A 16633-nucleotide genomic window follows, 5' to 3' on the forward strand; every position below is an offset into this window, starting at 1 on the left:
GGGCTCTTACGGGACCCGGTGCAGCCAATCCTCTGCGCCGAACTTGGTGGTCACCCGGTCCCGGGCGGCACTGAGCTCTGCGGCAGTAAGTTCGGACGGGCTGGCGGCGTACCGTTCGCTGAACACTTCCATCATGGCGGCGATGATCTCCGTGCGGGCCAGTCCGGTCTGCCGGCGCAGCGGATCAACCCGCTTCTTGGCGCTGCGCGTCCCCTTGTCCGAGAGCTTCTCCTTGCCGATGCGCAGCACCTCGACCATCTTGTCGGCGTCGATGTCGTAGCTCATGGTGACGTGGTGCAGCATGCCCCCGTTGGCGAGGCGTTTCTGGGCGGCGCCGCCGATCTTGCCCTGATCCGTGGCGATGTCGTTCAGGGGCACGTAAAACGCGGTCACCCCGATTTTCTCGAGGGCGGCCATCACCCAGGCGTCGAGGAATGTGTAGGAGTCCGCGAAGCTGATCCCGTCCACGAGCGTCTGCGGCAGGTACAGGGAGTACGTGATGCAGTTGCCGGCCTCCATGAACATGGCTCCGCCACCGCTGATCCGGCGGACCACGGTGATGCCGTGCCGGGCGACGCCGTCGGGATCCAGCTCGTTCCTGAAGGACTGGAAACTGCCGATCACCACGGACGGTTCTTCCCAGTCCCAGAACCGCAGGGTGGGGTTGCGACGGCCGGCGCCCACCTCTTCGGTCAGCACCTCATCCAGGGCGACGTTGATATGCGTGGGCAGCACGGTGGGAGCGATGATGTTCCAGTGGTGGTCAGTCCAGGCCGTTGCCTTCGCCAGCGCGCGGCGAACGGTGACGGCCACGGCGTCGGCCGAAAAGCCGAACAGGACAGCGCCGGGAGGCAGCGAAGCGGTGACGGCGGCGGACAGCTCCGCCGCCGTCGTGCTTTCCGGAAGTCCTGTCAGCGCCCGGTTGATGGCGGGCAGCGCCTCGTCGGGTTCGAGGAAAAAGTCGCCGCTGAGGGAGACGTCGGCGAGGGCACCGTCCACAACGTCGAAATCCACCACCACAAGTTTGCCGCCGGGGACTTTGTACTCACCATGGTGGCTGCGGGGGCGGTCTTCAGCGGCAAACGGGGAGGCAGTCATGACGTCCATCCTGCCCCACGATAGGGGCTCCCCGAAACGGCAAATCCCCGGACGCAAAAAGCCCGCACCGTTGCCGGTGCGGGCTTTCCAAAGAACCTTGGGGGGTGAATTACTTCGCGCCGCCGAAGCCCTTGAAGCGAGCGTTGAAGCGCTCGACGCGGCCTGCAGAGTCCATGATGCGCTGCTTGCCCGTGTAGAACGGGTGGGACTCGGAGGAGATTTCGACGTCAATGACCGGGTAGGTGTTTCCGTCTTCCCACTCGATGGTCTTCTTGGAAGACACGGTGGACTTGGTCAGGAACTTGACGCCGGAAGCCAGGTCGTTGAAAACAACAGCTTCGTACTTCGGGTGGATATCAGACTTCATAATGGGGCCTTTGTTCGCACAACTGGATTTTGCCAGCTGCCAGGTATGAATGGGATGGCTGGTGCCTGCTTCACTGCCGCATGGCAGAAAGCGCAGGACAGCCAGCTGTTAATAATAGCTGATCAACGCGGACCCTGCGAACCGCGGGGCCGGAGTTCCCAGAACGCCACGGCGGAGGCGGCGGCCACGTTGAGGGAGTCCACGCCGGCGCGCATGGGGATCTTCACGGCGAGGTCGACGGCGGCGAGCGTCTCGGCGCTCATGCCGGCGCCTTCGGTGCCGAGCACCAGGGCCAGCCGGTCAGGATTGCGCGCGGCAAGTGAGTCCACGTCCACGGCGTCCCTGGTGAGTTCCAGCGCGGCCACGGTGAAGCCGGCTTCCTTGAGCAGCGACAGGTCCTGCGGCCAGGACTCCAGCCGCGCCCAGGGCACCTGGAAGACCGTTCCCATGCTGACCCGGACGCTGCGGCGGTAGAGCGGATCGCCGCAGCGCGGTGAAATCAGGACGGCATCGATGTCCAGGGCCGCGGCCGACCGGAAGATGGCGCCCACATTGGTGTGGTCCACGATGTCCTCCAGGACAGCGACCCGGCGCGCGCCGGCCAGCAGCTCGTGGAGGGGCACCGGTTCCGGCCGTTGCATGGCCGCCATGGCGCCGCGGTGGAGGTGGAACCCGGTGATCTCTTCGAGCAGGGCGGCGCTGCCAATAAAAGCGGGAACGTCCGGATGGGCACTGAGGACATCCTGCAGGTCAGCCAGCCATTTCTCCGCCAGGAAGAACGACCTTGGCCGGTGGCCGGCCGCCAACGCCCGGCGCAGGACCCGTGAGGATTCGGCGATGTACATTCCCTCAGCCGGTTCACGGAGCTTCCGCAGGTGGACGTCCGTCAGCTGCGTGTAGTCGGAGACGCGGGGATCCCCGGCCGATTCGAGGTAGTGGATTGTCACCGGCTGATTATTTCATCAGGTTGGCGATCATAAAGCCGAGAGCCACCAGGCCGAGGGCAAAGATCACGCCGCGAAGGACCGGCGGGGAAAGTCGGCGCCCCACTTTGGAACCGATGACGCCGCCGATCAGGGAACTGACCGCGATAAGGGCCACCACAGCCCAGTTGATGCGGCCGAACGCGAACAACAGGTAGGAGGCCGCCGCCACGACATTCACGCCCAGGACCAGGATGTTCTTCATGGCATTGGCGTTCTGGATGGTTCCCGTCATGAACACGCCCAGGATGCCCACCAGCAGGATGCCTTGGGCTGCCACGAAGTAGCCACCGTAGACGCCGGCCAGATACACAAGAACGATCAACAGCACGCCGTGGTTCTTGTCCTTCAGTGCGTGCTCGGGGTTTTCCTCCCTGGTCCGCACCCACTGCTGAAGCCGGGGCTGGAAGACCACCATCAGCAGGGCAAGGACAATCAGGGCCGGAGCCGCGTAGTGGAATACTATTTCCGGCAGGTGCAGCAGCAGCCACGCGCCGCTGATGCCGCCCAGCAGGGAGGCGGGAAGCAGCCTGAGCAGTTGCTGGCCCCGGCCTTTGAGTTCCTTCCGGTATCCCCACGCGCCGGCGGCATTGCCTGCCACCAGCCCCATGGCATTACTGATGGAGGCCGTTACCGGCGCTATGCCGAGGGCGATCAGGACAGGAAAGGTGACCAGGGTGCCGGAACCTACAACGGCGTTGATGGTGCCGGCCCACAGGCCGGCAAAAAACACAAGGATGCTGCTGAGAAGCTCCACGGGGACAGGACCGCGCTAGCGGCGTGCGGCGGCGGTGTACCTGCCCGCGCTGGCATTTACGTCAAGCTCAAGGCCGAACGTCTGGCTCAGGTTCTCAGCCGTCAGCACCTCGGCAATGGGACCGGACGCAACCACGTTCGCGTCCCGGAGCAGCATGGCATGGGTGAACCCGGGCGGGACTTCTTCAAGGTGGTGGGTGACCAGGACGATGGCCGGCGCGGATTCGTCGCGGGCCAGCTCGCTGAGGCGGTGCACCAATTCCTCGCGTCCACCCAGGTCCAGGCCGGCGCCCGGCTCGTCCAGGAGGAGGAGTTCGGGATCCGTCATGAGGGCGCGGGCGATCTGGGCCCGTTTGCGCTCCCCTTCGGACAGGGACGCGAACTTCCGGTTGAGCAGGGGCCCCATGCCCCAGTCATTGAGCAGCCGGAAAGCGCGGCGTTCGTCAGCGCGCTCGTAGCCTTCACGCCACCGGCCCGTTACGCCGTAGGCGGCCGTGACCACAACGTTCAGGACGGTCTCGTCCTCGGGGATCTGGTTGGCCAACGCGGCGGAGGACAGCCCGATGCGCGGACGGAGTTCAAAAACGTCCACGGAGCCGAGGATTTCCTCAAGGATGCCGGCCATGCCGCTGGTGGGGTGAAGGCGGGCGGCAGCAATCTGCAAGAGTGTGGTCTTGCCGGCGCCGTTGGGTCCAAGGATGACCCAGCGCTCGCCCTCCTTGACCTGCCAGTCCACCTTGTTCAGAAGCGTTTTAGCCCCACGGACAACGCTGACGGCGGCCAATTCAAGAACATCACTCATAGGAGTAGACACTAGGACAAAACAGGGACGGACTGATAACTGGTACGTGCACAGCGACGCTTCTCACGGCGACGGTGGTTGTTCCGTCTGCTGGCCGGCACGCAGGGATCGCACCAACCTGGCGCAATCAATTCGGGCGGCTCTCCCCCGCTGGCTAAGATTGCAGCCATGACTTCGAACGTGACTGCGGTCAGCTATGGCCCAAAACTGACTGCCTCCGGGCTCGACAAGCTGCGCTCCGCCCTGACGGGCAGTGGCGCCACGCTCCAGTCCGAATCAAGGGGCGGGGACAGCCGGTTTGAGGTCCACACTGCCGAGGTCGCCGTCGCGGATGGCACGGACGCCGGCATTTCGGCCCTCCGCCGGGCGGTGGCCGAGGCGGCGCAGGATGGCCTGGACACCGCCATCGTTCCCGCTGGCCTTCGTGCTGCTCCGCGGAAGCTGTTGATCATGGACGTTGATTCGACGCTGATCCAGCAGGAAGTCATCGAGCTCCTGGCGGCCTATGCGGGCAAGCGGGAAGAGGTGGCGGCAGTCACCGAAGCGGCGATGCGCGGTGAACTGGACTTCGCGCAGAGCCTCCACGCGCGGGTGGCCGTGCTCGCAGGGCTGCCGGCCGCCGTCATCGATTCCGTCCGGGCGGAAGTGAAGCTGAGCGAAGGTGCCGCTGAGCTGGTTGCGGCGTTCAAGGCTGCAGGCCACGTGGTGGCGGTGGTGTCCGGCGGGTTCAACCAGATCCTGGGGCCCATCGCTGAGGACCTGGGCCTGGACTACTGGCTGGCGAACGAACTTGAGATTGTGGACGGCGCCCTGACCGGCAAGGTGCTCGGTGCCGTCATCGACCGTGCGGCGAAGGAAAAGTACCTGCGCGAGTGGGCGGCCGCTGAAGGCATCGCGATGGAACACACCATTGCCGTGGGCGACGGCGCCAACGACCTGGACATGCTCGGGGCCGCCGGGATGGGAGTGGCGTTCAATGCCAAACCTGCGGTCCGGGCAGTTGCGGACTCTGCGATCAACATGCCGTACCTCGACGCCGTGCGCCACATCGCCGGCGTCTGAGCCGCAGGCTCCGTCCCGCCGGCCGGGTCCACCAACATGGTCCGCTCAGCCCGTCGGCGGCGTGTACTGGCTCGCGGTGAATACGGCTCCGCCGGGATCCCGGATCAGGACGGTGCGTGTCCACTCGGTATCGTCCTGCCCCAGGATGACGGCGCCGAGGCGCTCCGCATCCTCGGCCGTACGGTCCCGGTCCGCGACAGTAAACGTCACGTGCCACTGCGGACGCTCACCCGGCGCCGCGGAGGCAAGCCAGGCAACAGCGTCCTCGAAGCCGCGGGGCACGAGGTCGCCCGACTGGCGGACGCGGATGTTGGGGTCCACGGTGGCCTCAAGGTGATCACCGTATCCGGGGCGGCGGACCATGATTCCGAAGTCGAGGTTGTCGAACTGCCAGCCGAAGGCCTTCGTGTAAAAGGCGACTGCTGCGTCGGTGTCTGTGGTGTGGAGGTCACTGAAGTTCCATCCGCCGGGAAGGTTGACGGCCTGGGCACCGAGCCGCCCGCGGGCCTGCCAGATGCGGAACTCGGCGCCTTCGGGATCCGCCAGCACGGCCTGCACGCCTCCTGAGCCCGCATCGGCGGGGGCCGATTTCAGTTTTGCGCCGACGGAGAGCAGGTGGCGCGCGGCAGCATCTGCTTCGTCGACGGAGACGTAGGTGTTCCACGTGGCGGCACCGGTTCCGGGGCCCGTGATGGCGCCGGCATCCTGGCCGTCAAGGGTGGCTATGACGCACCTGCCGGTGCCGCCGGACGGGGCGGTGTCCTCGAATTCCCACCCGAAGATTCCGCCGTAGAAGTGCATGGCGGCCTCCACGTCGGGCTGCTCGGTGTCCACCCAACACGGAACACCTGCCGGATAGCTACGGCCTGTCACCTCTGGTTGCTGTGCCATGAATCAAACCCTAGGCGGCGTTGCCCCCATAGACAACGCCCTCGACAATGCCCCAGACAGACAGACAGACAGACTGGCTGGGCTTCGCGACAGACAAAAGCTCCGGGCAGGAGTACTGCCCGGAGCTCGTCGTGGTGATGGGGGTTTTGGCGCGGGCAAATACGGCCCTTGCGGGATGTTCGGGACGGCTACTCGGCGCTCTTGCCGAAGTAGTCGGAGCCGCCGGCGTATTCCGTGTGGCCGGATTCGACGTCGGCCGTAGCCATGCTGGCCACAACTTCAGCGAACTCCTCCACGGAGTAAAGCTTTCCGGCCTCGGCGCGGCGGGCTTCGATGGCGCCCGGGTTAGAGCGGTCCAGCAGCGTGGCCGTGACAGTGCCTTCGATCATGTCACCGGACACAACCACCAGCGAGATGCCCTTCTCAGCCAGGTTCGGGAGGAGCTCACGCAGGGCGTCCTCGCCGGCACGCTTGCTGCGGGCCACAGGCTCGTATTCGGGCATGGTGGGCACGGAGTTGATGAAGTGGGCCTGGTGGCTGGTCACGAAGACCACACGGGAGCCTTCCTTCATCAGGGGCACGGCGGCGTTGAGCATGTTGACCTGGGCATCGCGGTTCAGCTTCAGGGCGTAGTCGTCTGCCATGCCGGACTCCATGCCGCCGGAAGCGTTGAGCACCAGGACGTCCAGCGAACCGAAGTTCTCCATGGCAGCGCTGGCCAGGGCCTGCACGCCTTCCTGCGTGGTCAGGTCCGCACCCACTGCGGTGGCGCGGCCGCCGGCAGCTTCAATTCCTGCCACCACCTTGTTGGCGCGCGGCGCCTTCTGACGGTAATTAACTACGACGGCGGCGCCCTCGGCAGCGAGGTTCTTGGCCACTTCTGCGCCGATTCCCCGTGAGGATCCGGTCACAATGGCGGTTTTGTTGTCCAGCAGTCCCATATGGGCTCCTTTGTTTGAAACGTCTAAATCGCTTGAGGTCTGAAGTCCATCATGCCAGCGCTCGCGCCACAATCGCTTGTATGATGCCCACAAACAAGCCCGGTCACGCTAGTTTCAGTGGCCCATGCCAAGGCCGCCGTCAACGGGAATGACGGCGCCTGAAATGTAGGCCGCCTCGTCGCTGGAGATCCAACGGACCACGTTCGCCACTTCCGTTGCCTCTGCAAACCGTCCGGCAGGAATGCTGGAAAGGTAGCCCTTCTGCGTGGCTTCGGGCAGTTCTGCCGTCATGTCCGTGTTGATGAATCCGGGAGCCACAACGTTTGCTGTGATCCCGCGTGAACCGAGTTCTCGGGTCAGGGACCGGGCAATGCCCACCAGACCGGCCTTGGAGGCCGAGTAGTTGATCTGTCCCGGCGCGCCATAAAGGCCGGAAACCGAGGAAATGAGGACCACGCGGCCCTTGCGCATCCGGATCATGCCCTTCGAGGCGCGTTTGATGACACGGAAAGCGCCGGTGAGGTTGGTGTCGATCACGGACGTGAAGTCATCTTCACTCATGCGCATCAGGAGTGTGTCCTTGGTGATTCCCGCGTTTGCCACCAGGACTTCAACGGGACCGTGGGCAGCTTCCACCTCGGTGAAGGCAGCATCCACAGAGGCCTCGTCAGTCACATCGGCCTTCACGCCCAGAATCCCGGCCGGCAGCTCCGACGGGCTCCGGTAAGTCACGGCCACCTTGTCGCCATTGGCTACAAAAGCCTGCGCGATGGCCAGGCCGATGCCGCGGTTTCCACCGGTGATCAGGACACTGCGGGCCGCTGTAGCTGCTTCAGACATTAAACGCTCCGGGATTCTGCGGCATGTGCAGCCGCGGGTAGGACGGGGTGTGATTTTGCTGCCTCCGATCTTAGCCCGCGTTTGGGCGCCACTGCCGATGGTGAGAGAATTGAGGCAAGCCTTTGGAGCGTGATCAATCAGCCGTGACCCTTGAAAACCATGCCGGACAGTACGTGCCCGGAGACCCCGAAAGGTTTGCTGGGGATTCCGGGGTCCACAGCATTACGGACGCGGCGGCCGCCCACTCGGAGGACATGCGCCAGCGCATGATCAAGTACGCGGTGGCCATGGGAATCCGCATGGTCTGCCTCATCCTGATCTTTGTGGTGGACGGCTGGTTCAAGCTCGTGATGGTGGCCGGTGCTGTCTTCCTCCCGTGGATCGCGGTGGTGATCGCGAATGGCAGCGACCAGGCGGAGGTCCACAGCGACTCGCTGCTCGACTCGGCCCCGCTTGCGGAGCTGGAAAGCCCGTATTGGCCGCCGGAACAGGACGACTCCACGTCCGCGGTCATCCAGGGCGAGCTCATTGATGACGACGACGAACCCACGCAAGGACAGGAACGGCGCGCCTCATGAACATTTTTGACCTGGCTGCAGGGACTGCTGGTCCGCCGCCGGCTATGGCGGCCATGTGCTCCCGCAAGGCCTGCCGCTCGGAAGCTTCCTGGCAATTGCTCTGGAACAACCCCAAAATCCATACGCCGGAACGCCGCAAGACCTGGCTTGCCTGCGATGACCACCGTGACTGGCTGGAAGATTACCTCCAGACCCGCGGGCTCTGGAAGAAAACCCTGGTCCTGGATTCGGGGCAGGACACCGGCCGGGCGCCGGTAGGGCAGGACGGCTGAATGTACCGCTTCCTCTTTTCCAGCAAGTGGCTGGGATACCTCCTGCTTGCCGCCATCTTTGCCGCTGCCTGCGTCTTCCTTGGCCGTTGGCAGATGGACCGCCGCGCAGAGACCCTCGCGGAGATCAACCGCGTGGTCACCAACTATTCCGCCACACCGATCTCCTTCGACGAGGCAAAGGACGAGTTTGCCGCGCTGGACCCGTCGAAGGAATGGACCCAGGTGCAACTCCAGGGCACCTACGATCCCGACGGTCAGCGCATTGTCCGCAACCGTCCACTGAACGGGCAGCCCGGGTATGAGGTGGTTGTCCCGTTCACGCTGGAGACCGGCGAAACCGTGGTGATTGACCGCGGCTGGCTGCCCATCGGCAACAAGAACCCGGGCAGTCCCGATTCCATCCCGGCGCCTCCCGCCGGACCCGTGACCGCCGTCGTCCGCCTCAAGCACGGCGAGCCGCAGTTAGACCGCGGCGCCCCCGACGGCCAGCTTGCATCCATCGATCTCCCCACTTACGCGGACCAACTGGGCTATCCCGTACTCACCGGCGCCTACGGGCAGTTGGCGTCTGAATCTCCCGCCCCCGCTGACATGCCGTTCCCGTTCCCGAAGCCGGCCACCGAAGAAGGCACGCACCTGTCCTATTCGTTGCAGTGGTTCGCGTTTGGGGTACTGATGTTCGTGGGCTTCGGGTACGCCGCACGGCAGCAGGCCAGGAATGCCGCGATTGACGCCGCGGACGAGCTTGAGGATGAGGATGGGTCGCGCGATTCAGGCAGCCCGGTGCACTCAGCGGCTGCGGCAGCCCGCCGTCGTCCGCCTGTTGCCCGCAAGCGTAAGAAGGCGACCGCCGAGGAAGAGGAAGATGCCCTCCTCGACGCCCAGGGCTACTGACGCATGCACAGTGTGGAAGTGGCCGCCCCCGTGGCGAATGTGAAGAGCGCCCTGACGTCTGCCGGTGCGCAGGACACAGTGCGGATCTTTGACACCAAGGTACCGACGGCGGCTGCCGCGGCTGAGGCTCTCGGCTGCGACGTTGCGGCCATTACGAACAGCCTGATCTTCGACGTCGACGGCGCCCCGCTCCTGATCCTGGCCAGCGGTGCCGCCAAGGTAGACACGGCGCTCGTGGCGGCGCAGCTGGGAACAGGAAAGATCCGCCGGGCGACCGCCACGTTCGTCCTGCACCACACAGGCCAGGAAGTAGGCGGAGTAGCCCCGATAGGCCACCCCGAAAAGATCAGGACACTCCTGGACAACTCCCTCAAAGCCCACAAACTCCTCTGGGCCGGAGCAGGAGACCACAACTCAATGTTCAGCATCACGTACGAAGACCTGCTGCGGATCACAGCCGCCGAAGAACTAACGGTCCGCTAGCTCTAGCTCGCCCAAGGTGGCAAGCCCACGGGCGGAGCGGCGTGGGTGATTTATGTAGCGTGCGTCAGAGGCGAGGAACGAGCCAGCACGCGGGAAATCACCGACGTCGCGCAGCGAAGGTGCCGCGGGGCACCGAACGGCAGCAGGGGCTAAGCCAGCGTAATCAGGTCCAGGTAGTCTTCGTTCCAGTGGTCCTCGATGCCGTCAGGCAGCAGCACGACGCGCTCGGGGTTCAGCGCTTCGACGGCACCTTCATCGTGGCTCACGAGGACGACGGCGCCGGTGTAGTTACTCAGGGCCCCGAGGATTTCGGCGCGGCTGGCCGGGTCGAGGTTGTTGGTGGGCTCGTCAAGGAGCAGCACGTTCGCGCTTGAGGCCACGATGGTGGCCAGGGCCAGCCGGGTCTTCTCGCCTCCGGAGAGCACACCGGCGGGCTTGTCGACGTCGTCTCCGGAGAACAGGAACGAGCCCAGGATGTTGCGGACCTCCGCGTCGTTCATGTCCGGGGCGGAGGAGCGCATGTTCTGCAGGACGGTGCGGTCCACGTCGAGCGTCTCGTGCTCCTGGGCGTAGTAGCCCACCTTCAGGCCGTGGCCCGCCACGACCTCGCCGGTGTCCGGCTTGTCGACGCCGGCAAGCATCCGCAGGAGCGTGGTCTTGCCGGCGCCGTTGAGGCCCAGGATGACCACCTTGGAGCCGCGGTCGATGGCCAGGTCCACGTCGGTGAAGATCTCCAGCGAGCCGTAGGACTTGCTGAGTCCGTCCGCGGTTAGCGGGGTCTTGCCGCAGGGTGACGGATCCGGGAAGCGCAGGGCTGCCACGCGGTCGGTCGCGCGGACGGCTTCGAGGCCGCCCAGGAGACGTTCGGCACGCTTGGCCATGTTCTGCGCTGCGACGGCCTTGGTGGCCTTGGCACGCATTTTGTTGGCCTGGTCGATGAGGACCTGGGCCTTCTTCTCCGCGTTGGCGCGCTCTCGCTTGCGGGCGCGCTCATCCGTTTCGCGCTGGAGCAGGTAGCGCTTCCAGTTCATGTTGTAGAAGTCGACCTTGGCGCGGTTCGGATCCAGCAGGAACACCTTGTTGACGGTGGCTTCGAGCAGCTCGGTGTCGTGGCTGATCACGATCAGGCCACCCTGGTGGTTCTTCAGGAACTCGCGGAGCCAGGTGATGGAATCCGCGTCGAGGTGGTTGGTGGGCTCATCGAGGAGCATCGTTTCGGCGTCCGAGTACAGGATCCGGGCGAGTTCCACACGACGGCGCTGGCCGCCGGACAGGGTCTTGAGCGGCTGGTTCAGCAGCCGGTCCGGGAGGGCCAGGTTGGAGCAGATCGCGGCGGCCTCGGCCTCGGCCGCGTATCCGCCGGCGGCCAGGAACTCGGATTCCAGCCGGTCATAGCGGTTCATCGCCTTGCGCTGGATCTCGGTGTCCTCGCTGGCCATGTCCTCATGCGTCTGCTTGAGCTTGTTGACGGCGATGTCCAGGCCGCGGGCGGAGAGGATGCGGTCGCGGGCCAGCTGTTCCATGTCCGGGGTCCGGGGATCCTGCGGCAGGTAGCCGATCTCGCCGCTGCGTGTAACCTTGCCGCCGGCAGGCTGGCCTTCGCCCGCGAGCACCCGGGTCAGGGTCGTCTTGCCTGCGCCGTTACGGCCGACGAGGCCGATCTTGTCGCCCTTGTCGATGCGGAAGCTCACCTGGTCCATGAGGAGCCGGGCGCCGGCGCGCAGTTCAAGATCCTGGACAGTAATCACAGCAGGTAAGGCCTTTCACAACAGGGAAACGCCGCAGCTCAACGGGTGATGTCTGGAAGCAGCAAGCAGAATGGCCGACAGAACGGCCTTTCCAAGTCTACCGGCCCCAGCTTGACCCCATAACCGCAGCACCGCCGTCGTGCGTTGACTCACCGTTTGTGCCCTGCCGTCAGTCCCGGGCTTCCCGCTTAGTAGGTCCCCTACAAAACGGCGTCCGACGGCGGCCGGTAACGTCAGGATCACCCCCATGCTTCGCTTGTACAACCACGACAGGAACACCCATGAGCCAGACTGACGCCGCCGGCACCGGCACCGCTTCCCGCTTCCGGAACCGCTGGAACGCTACCGACCTGGGCCTGATCGCCGTCTTCGCGGCGCTCGTTGCCGGCTCCGCCATGGTGCCCGGCATCGCGGCGAACGTGTTCGGCATCCCCATCACTTTCCAGACCCTAGCGGTGATGCTCACCGGACTGATGCTGGGCCCGGGCCGGGGTTTCGCCGCCGTCGGCCTGTACACCCTCCTGGGCCTGGCCGGCCTGCCGATCTTCAGCCAGGGCCGCAGCGGCCTGGGCATCCTGGCCGGACCGTCGGCCGGCTACATCATTGCTTTCCCCATCGCTGCAGCCGTTGTAGGCTGGCTCGCCACAGTAGTGATCCGGCGGACAACACGTGCCCGGACGCTGTGGTTCTTCGCGTCGGCGATGATCACCAGCATCGCCGTCGTGCACACGCTCGGAGTGGCCGGAATCGCCCTGAACACCAAAGCGTCACTGGGTGAAGCCTTCCTCGCAGACCTGATCTTCTACCCCGGCGACGTGATTAAGAACATCCTCGCCGCGGTGATCGCCGTGGCTCTGCACCGGGCATTTCCCGACGTCCTGGTCCGCCGGGTGAAGCGGATCAACAACTAGTCCCGCCATGGCAACCATTTCATTCCGGCAGGCATCCGTGGCCGTCGCCGTTGACAACCGCCCGGAACCCAAGTCCCTGCTCCAGGACGTCACGCTTGAGCTGACCGAGCAGCGCATCGGCGTGATCGGGGCCAACGGGTCCGGCAAGTCCACGCTGCTGCGAATGATCAACGGCCTCGTGCAGCCAAGTTCCGGCGCAGTGTCGGTGGACGGCGCCGACACCGTCCGTGCGGTGCGGGCGGTCCGCAGGCAAGTGGGGTTCGTCTTCACGGATCCCTTGTCGCAGCTGGTGATGCCCACAGGGCGCGAGGACGTGGAGCTTTCGCTGCGCCGCCCGGTCCGCAACAGGGCGGAGCGGCGCCGGCTGGCCGAAGCGGCCCTGGAGCGCCTCGGCCTGCTGCCGCTCGCGGACCAAAGCATCTACGAACTCTCCGGCGGTGAACGCCAGCTGATGGCCCTCGCCGCTGTGCTGGCCGTGAACCCCGCTGTCCTGGTGCTGGATGAACCGTCCACGCTCCTGGACCTCCGGAACCGTGAACTCCTGCGCCGCACCCTGTCCGGCCTCGACCAGCAGATCGTGATGTCCACGCACGACCTCGACCTTGCCCTGGAAATGGACCGCGTGCTGGTGGTGGAGGCAGGGCGCGTGATGTTCGACGGCGGCGCGGCGGCGGCAGTCGACGCGTACCGGGCGCTGGTCGCCAACGGGCTGGCCGCGCCGTGAGAGGGCACGGCTTCCTGCTGGCCAACTACGTCCCGGGGAATTCAGTCATCCACCGGACGCCGCTGGCACTGAAATTCCTGCTGGTGGTGGGCTGCGGCCTGGTGTCCTTCCTGGTGGTCGACTGGCTGGTCTCCGCCGCTGTGCTGGCCGCCCTCGGCGTGCTGTTTCTCCTGGCCGGCGCCGGAGCCCGGCGGCTCGTAAGTGCTGTCCGTCCTGTTGCCGTGGTGCTGGTGGTCATCGGCCTGTTCCAGTGGTGGCAGCTGGGCGGACCCACAGCCGCCCGGATTGTCCTGAACATCATGGTCTGCGTGGTGGCGGCGTCCCTGCTGACGGCCACCACTCCCATGCAGCGGATCCTGGACGGCGTGGTGTCACTGGCCACGCCGTTCCGCCGCTTTGGCGCGGACCCTGAACGTTTTGCGCTGACCATTGCCATCATGCTCCGCAGCATCCCGTATATCGCCGGCGCTTTTGCAGACGTCAGCGATTCCGCCCGGGCCCGCGGGCTTGAGCGCAACCCGCGTGCCCTGGTGCTGCCCGTTTTTATCACCACCGTGGCCTTCGCCCGCCAGACCGGCGAAGCGCTGGCTGCCCGCGGGCTGGGCGACGCGGAGGACTGACGGGCTGCTGGCTATTTTTTGCTGCTTAGTGAGCCTTGTGGTCGCCGGCCAGCAACTCATAACGCAGCAGCGCGGCCGTGCCCATGCCGCCGGCAATACTGATGAGCGCCAGCGCCAACGATCCAGGATTGCCGGCACGCCGGGCCTGCGCGAGAAGCCGGGTCACCAGCACCGCACCGGACGCCCCGTAGGCGTGGCCCAATGCCAGCGCCCCGCCGTCGAGGTTGACCCGGTCCGGATCAATGCCCAGCTGGTCCAGGCAGGCCAGGGTCTGGGACGCGAAGGCTTCGTTGAATTCCACCAGGTCCACGCTGGCAGCCGACAGCCCCCTCGCCTGCAGGAGCCGCTCCGCGGCAACCGCTGCGCCGATCCCCAGCAGCCCGGGGTCCACACCGGCGGTGTCCGTGGCCAGCACCAGGAGCCCGTCTGTGGCTCCCAGTTCCCGTGCCCGCTGCAATGAAGTAACGACGACGGCGGACGCGGCGTCCGCGTCGAAGCATGAGTTCCCGGCGGTGACAGTTCCCCCTGGCACAAAGGCGGGCGGGAACCGCTTGAGAACCGCGGCGGACAGGCCGGGGCGGGGGCCGTCGTCGGCACTGATGGGTCCAGCGGACGTCTCCAAGGTGGTGATCTCGCCGGCAAAGAAGCCTGCTTTAGCCGCGGCCAGCGCCCGCTGGTGGCTGCGCAGCGCCGAGGCATCCTGCCGCTCCCGGCTGACCGTGAACCGGGCCGCTACGTTCTCGGCCGCGACCCCCATGTCCGGGTCGCCGAAGCTGTGCGGCACAAACTGGGCCCGGGCAAAAAAGTCAGGCTCGCCGTCGTCGTTCCGGTTGGCCCGCAGCGGAGCCGTGCTGATGCTCTCGACTCCCCCGGCGAGATAGACGGGGTTACCGCCGGCGGCAACCAGCCGGGCGGCCAGAACGATGGCATCCAGGCCTGACCCGCACTGGCGGTCAACGGTCAGTCCCGGCACACCGACCGGAAGGCCCGCCTCAAGCAGGGCCAGGCGGGCCACGTTGCCGCCGCCGCCCACGGCGTTGCCGATCACCACATCCGTGACTTCTTCGGCCGACAGGTGGGTGTCTGCCAGCAGGTTGACCAGGACCGGTGCGAGAAGCTGGTGCGCACGCAGTTCCTTCAGCGCACCGTTGGCGCGCCGGACCGCGGTCCGGCGCGCCGCGATGATCACGGGCTGCCGGTCCGGCGGCAGCACGTCGCCGGGCGGCATGCCATGGGGCTGCAGGTCAGCGGTCAAGGTGTCGCGCCCTGGGGTCATGGGAGCCGATCCAGTCGAGCAGGATGTTCCGGCTGACCTTGCCACGGTCCGTGATGGGAAGTTCGGAGAGCGCGAAGTACTGGTGGGGCCGCTTGTCCCGCGGCAGGATGTTTTCGAGTCCGGCCTTCAGCTGCGTGGCCGTGACTCCGCCGTGGGACGGAACGACGCCGGCGACCACCCGCTGGCCGCGGAGATCATCGGGTATTCCGGCGGCCACCGCAGCAGCCACGCCCGGCACGGCCGCCAGGGCGAGTTCCACTTCGTGTGGATAGACGTTCTTTCCCGAGGTCAGGATCATGTCGGCCCGCCGGCCCAGGATGTGCAGTTCGCCGTCGGCGAGGTAGCCCTGGTCCCCCACCGTGAACCAGCCGTTGAAGGAGCGCAGCGCCTGGCCGTCGTCACCCCACAGGTAGCCGTTGCTGATCATGCCGCTGCGGACACAGATATTGCCGGCTTCGCCGTCCTGCAGTTCGGAACCTTCATCGTCCAGGATTCTGACGTCCACGCCCGGGAACGGGTGTCCGATGCCTGTTCCCCCGGCGTCCAGGAGCTCCCCCGCCGCCAGCCCCACACCGGAGACAAAGCTCAGTTCGGACGCGCCGTAGTACTCGAAGATGGTGGCGTTCGGCGCCCAGCGCCGTGCCGCTTCGAGGGTGCGTGCGTCCAGCTTCGAGCCGGCGCAGATGATGGTACGGATGCCGGAGGCATCCACGCCGCCGGTCAGGCCGCGCTCACTGAGCAGCCGCAGCATGGTGGGCACGAGGATGAGCCGGGTCACGCCGTCGTGCGTGATGGCGGCGTGGACATCACCGACGTCGAAACTCTCCAGCGTCTGGAATTCAGAGCCGGCGTAGAGGCACTCAGCCAGGGCGTAGAGGTTTAGGCTGGCGGACAGGGGCCCGGGCGCGAGCGTGACGTCGTCCTGGGCGAGGCCGAAGAACGAAACGGACGCGTCAAAGGACTGCCGCCAAGACTGCCTGGACCGGGTAAACGCCTTGGGCACTGACGTGGTGCCGGAGGTGAGTCCGATCAGGAACGTCGAGTCCGGCGGCCCGTCCGCCAAGGCATCCGCTGCGGAAACCGTGCCGGGCTTGGCCGACTCTGCCAGCCGTTGAACGATCTCCTGGTGCAGGGACTCAGGCCAGGTCGGGTCCAGGACAGCGCATTGCCGCCGGCCGGCAACGGCTGCGGCGAACCTTGCGGCGAAGTTGACGGAGTTGGCCTCCGCAAGCACGGTGACGGCAGCTGTCTCCGGAAGGGCGGCTGCGGCGGCGTCCCGGAGCTCAGCCCAGCGCAGGCGCCGGCCCGCCACCACGACGGCGGTGTCATGGGGGCGTTCTTCGGCCCAGCGCTGGATTCTATCGAGAAAAGGCATCGTCCCAACTTT

19 protein-coding genes are annotated in these 16633 nt (G+C 66.1%); 8 read left to right on the top strand and 11 right to left on the bottom strand.

The window, feature by feature from the left end:
- Nucleotides 1–6: 6 nt before the first annotated feature.
- The 5 genes from MUN23_RS19945 to MUN23_RS19965 all read right to left on the bottom strand — a co-directional run bounded on the left by MUN23_RS19945 (nt 7) and on the right by MUN23_RS19965 (nt 4006).
- A complete protein-coding gene (locus tag MUN23_RS19945) occupies nt 7–1098 on the bottom strand; it encodes a biotin/lipoate A/B protein ligase family protein (protein ID WP_248760618.1) in 1092 nt (363 codons plus the stop codon).
- Between the two features lie 109 nt (nt 1099–1207).
- Nucleotides 1208–1465, bottom strand: a complete 258-nt coding sequence (locus MUN23_RS19950; protein WP_056339888.1) for a type B 50S ribosomal protein L31 — start codon at nt 1463–1465, stop codon at nt 1208–1210.
- Nucleotides 1466–1587: 122 nt separating this feature from the next.
- Nucleotides 1588–2412, bottom strand: a complete 825-nt coding sequence (locus tag MUN23_RS19955; protein ID WP_248760620.1) for an RNA methyltransferase — start codon at nt 2410–2412, stop codon at nt 1588–1590.
- Between the two features lie 7 nt (nt 2413–2419).
- On the bottom strand, nt 2420–3205 hold the full coding sequence (locus MUN23_RS19960) for a sulfite exporter TauE/SafE family protein (RefSeq protein WP_248760621.1): 786 nt from the start codon (nt 3203–3205) through the stop codon (nt 2420–2422).
- A gap of 15 nt (nt 3206–3220) precedes the next feature.
- Nucleotides 3221–4006 carry an ABC transporter ATP-binding protein gene (locus MUN23_RS19965; protein ID WP_248760623.1) on the bottom strand — a complete coding sequence of 262 codons (786 nt, stop codon included), beginning with the start codon at nt 4004–4006 and terminating at the stop codon, nt 3221–3223.
- A 168-nt stretch (nt 4007–4174) separates the two neighbouring features.
- Here MUN23_RS19965 and serB point away from each other — a divergent pair, with 168 nt between their 5' ends.
- Complete coding sequence (gene serB / locus MUN23_RS19970; RefSeq protein WP_248760634.1) at nt 4175–5068, top strand: phosphoserine phosphatase SerB; 894 nt, start codon at nt 4175–4177, stop codon at nt 5066–5068.
- Between the two features lie 45 nt (nt 5069–5113).
- Here serB and MUN23_RS19975 read toward each other — a convergent pair whose 3' ends face one another.
- From MUN23_RS19975 to fabG, 3 genes are all read right to left on the bottom strand, one after another.
- A complete protein-coding gene (locus MUN23_RS19975) occupies nt 5114–5959 on the bottom strand; it encodes a VOC family protein (RefSeq protein WP_248760636.1) in 846 nt (281 codons plus the stop codon).
- Between the two features lie 188 nt (nt 5960–6147).
- Nucleotides 6148–6900 carry an SDR family oxidoreductase gene (locus MUN23_RS19980; protein WP_248760637.1) on the bottom strand — a complete coding sequence of 251 codons (753 nt, stop codon included), beginning with the start codon at nt 6898–6900 and terminating at the stop codon, nt 6148–6150.
- A gap of 114 nt (nt 6901–7014) precedes the next feature.
- The gene (gene fabG / locus MUN23_RS19985; RefSeq protein ID WP_248760638.1) at nt 7015–7740 is read right to left on the bottom strand and encodes a 3-oxoacyl-ACP reductase FabG; all 726 of its coding nucleotides are present in this window, start codon (nt 7738–7740) and stop codon (nt 7015–7017) included.
- Nucleotides 7741–7883: 143 nt separating this feature from the next.
- Here fabG and MUN23_RS19990 point away from each other — a divergent pair, with 143 nt between their 5' ends.
- The 4 genes from MUN23_RS19990 to MUN23_RS20005 are packed head-to-tail and all read left to right on the top strand — an operon-like array spanning nt 7884 to nt 9967.
- Nucleotides 7884–8318, top strand: a complete 435-nt coding sequence (locus MUN23_RS19990) for a DUF3099 domain-containing protein (RefSeq protein WP_248760639.1) — start codon at nt 7884–7886, stop codon at nt 8316–8318.
- Entirely contained in the window at nt 8315–8590 is a 276-nt protein-coding gene (locus tag MUN23_RS19995; RefSeq protein ID WP_248760648.1) for a hypothetical protein, read from the top strand. Before MUN23_RS19990 ends, MUN23_RS19995 begins: the two co-directional genes overlap by 4 nt.
- Nucleotides 8591–9484 (top strand): SURF1 family protein, encoded by an 894-nt coding sequence (locus MUN23_RS20000; protein WP_248760649.1) that lies wholly within the window; start codon nt 8591–8593, stop codon nt 9482–9484.
- A 3-nt stretch (nt 9485–9487) separates the two neighbouring features.
- The gene (locus MUN23_RS20005) at nt 9488–9967 is read left to right on the top strand and encodes a YbaK/EbsC family protein (RefSeq protein WP_248760650.1); all 480 of its coding nucleotides are present in this window, start codon (nt 9488–9490) and stop codon (nt 9965–9967) included.
- Between the two features lie 149 nt (nt 9968–10116).
- On the opposite strand, the gene MUN23_RS20010 is transcribed toward MUN23_RS20005, so the two are convergent.
- The gene (locus tag MUN23_RS20010; RefSeq protein WP_056339851.1) at nt 10117–11715 is read right to left on the bottom strand and encodes an ABC-F family ATP-binding cassette domain-containing protein; all 1599 of its coding nucleotides are present in this window, start codon (nt 11713–11715) and stop codon (nt 10117–10119) included.
- Nucleotides 11716–11996: 281 nt separating this feature from the next.
- Here MUN23_RS20010 and MUN23_RS20015 point away from each other — a divergent pair, with 281 nt between their 5' ends.
- From MUN23_RS20015 to MUN23_RS20025, 3 genes are read left to right on the top strand one after another with little or no spacing between them, the layout of a single operon-like run.
- Nucleotides 11997–12626, top strand: a complete 630-nt coding sequence (locus tag MUN23_RS20015; RefSeq protein ID WP_248760652.1) for a biotin transporter BioY — start codon at nt 11997–11999, stop codon at nt 12624–12626.
- A gap of 7 nt (nt 12627–12633) precedes the next feature.
- Nucleotides 12634–13350, top strand: coding sequence for an energy-coupling factor ABC transporter ATP-binding protein (locus MUN23_RS20020; protein ID WP_248760655.1), 717 nt, complete (start codon nt 12634–12636; stop codon nt 13348–13350).
- Entirely contained in the window at nt 13347–13970 is a 624-nt protein-coding gene (locus MUN23_RS20025) for an energy-coupling factor transporter transmembrane protein EcfT (protein ID WP_248760657.1), read from the top strand. Before MUN23_RS20020 ends, MUN23_RS20025 begins: the two co-directional genes overlap by 4 nt.
- Nucleotides 13971–13995: 25 nt before the next feature.
- Here the strand turns inward: MUN23_RS20025 and MUN23_RS20030 are convergent, their stop codons facing one another.
- Both MUN23_RS20030 and MUN23_RS20035 read right to left on the bottom strand, forming a co-directional pair.
- Complete coding sequence (locus tag MUN23_RS20030; protein ID WP_248760661.1) at nt 13996–15246, bottom strand: thiolase family protein; 1251 nt, start codon at nt 15244–15246, stop codon at nt 13996–13998.
- Nucleotides 15215–16621, bottom strand: a complete 1407-nt coding sequence (locus MUN23_RS20035) for a class I adenylate-forming enzyme family protein (protein WP_248760662.1) — start codon at nt 16619–16621, stop codon at nt 15215–15217. The genes MUN23_RS20030 and MUN23_RS20035 overlap by 32 nt, the downstream gene beginning before the upstream one ends.
- Nucleotides 16622–16633 lie beyond the last annotated feature (12 nt).

It is taken from the genome of Pseudarthrobacter sp. SSS035 (assembly GCF_023273875.1).
Lineage (GTDB): Bacteria > Actinomycetota > Actinomycetes > Actinomycetales > Micrococcaceae > Arthrobacter.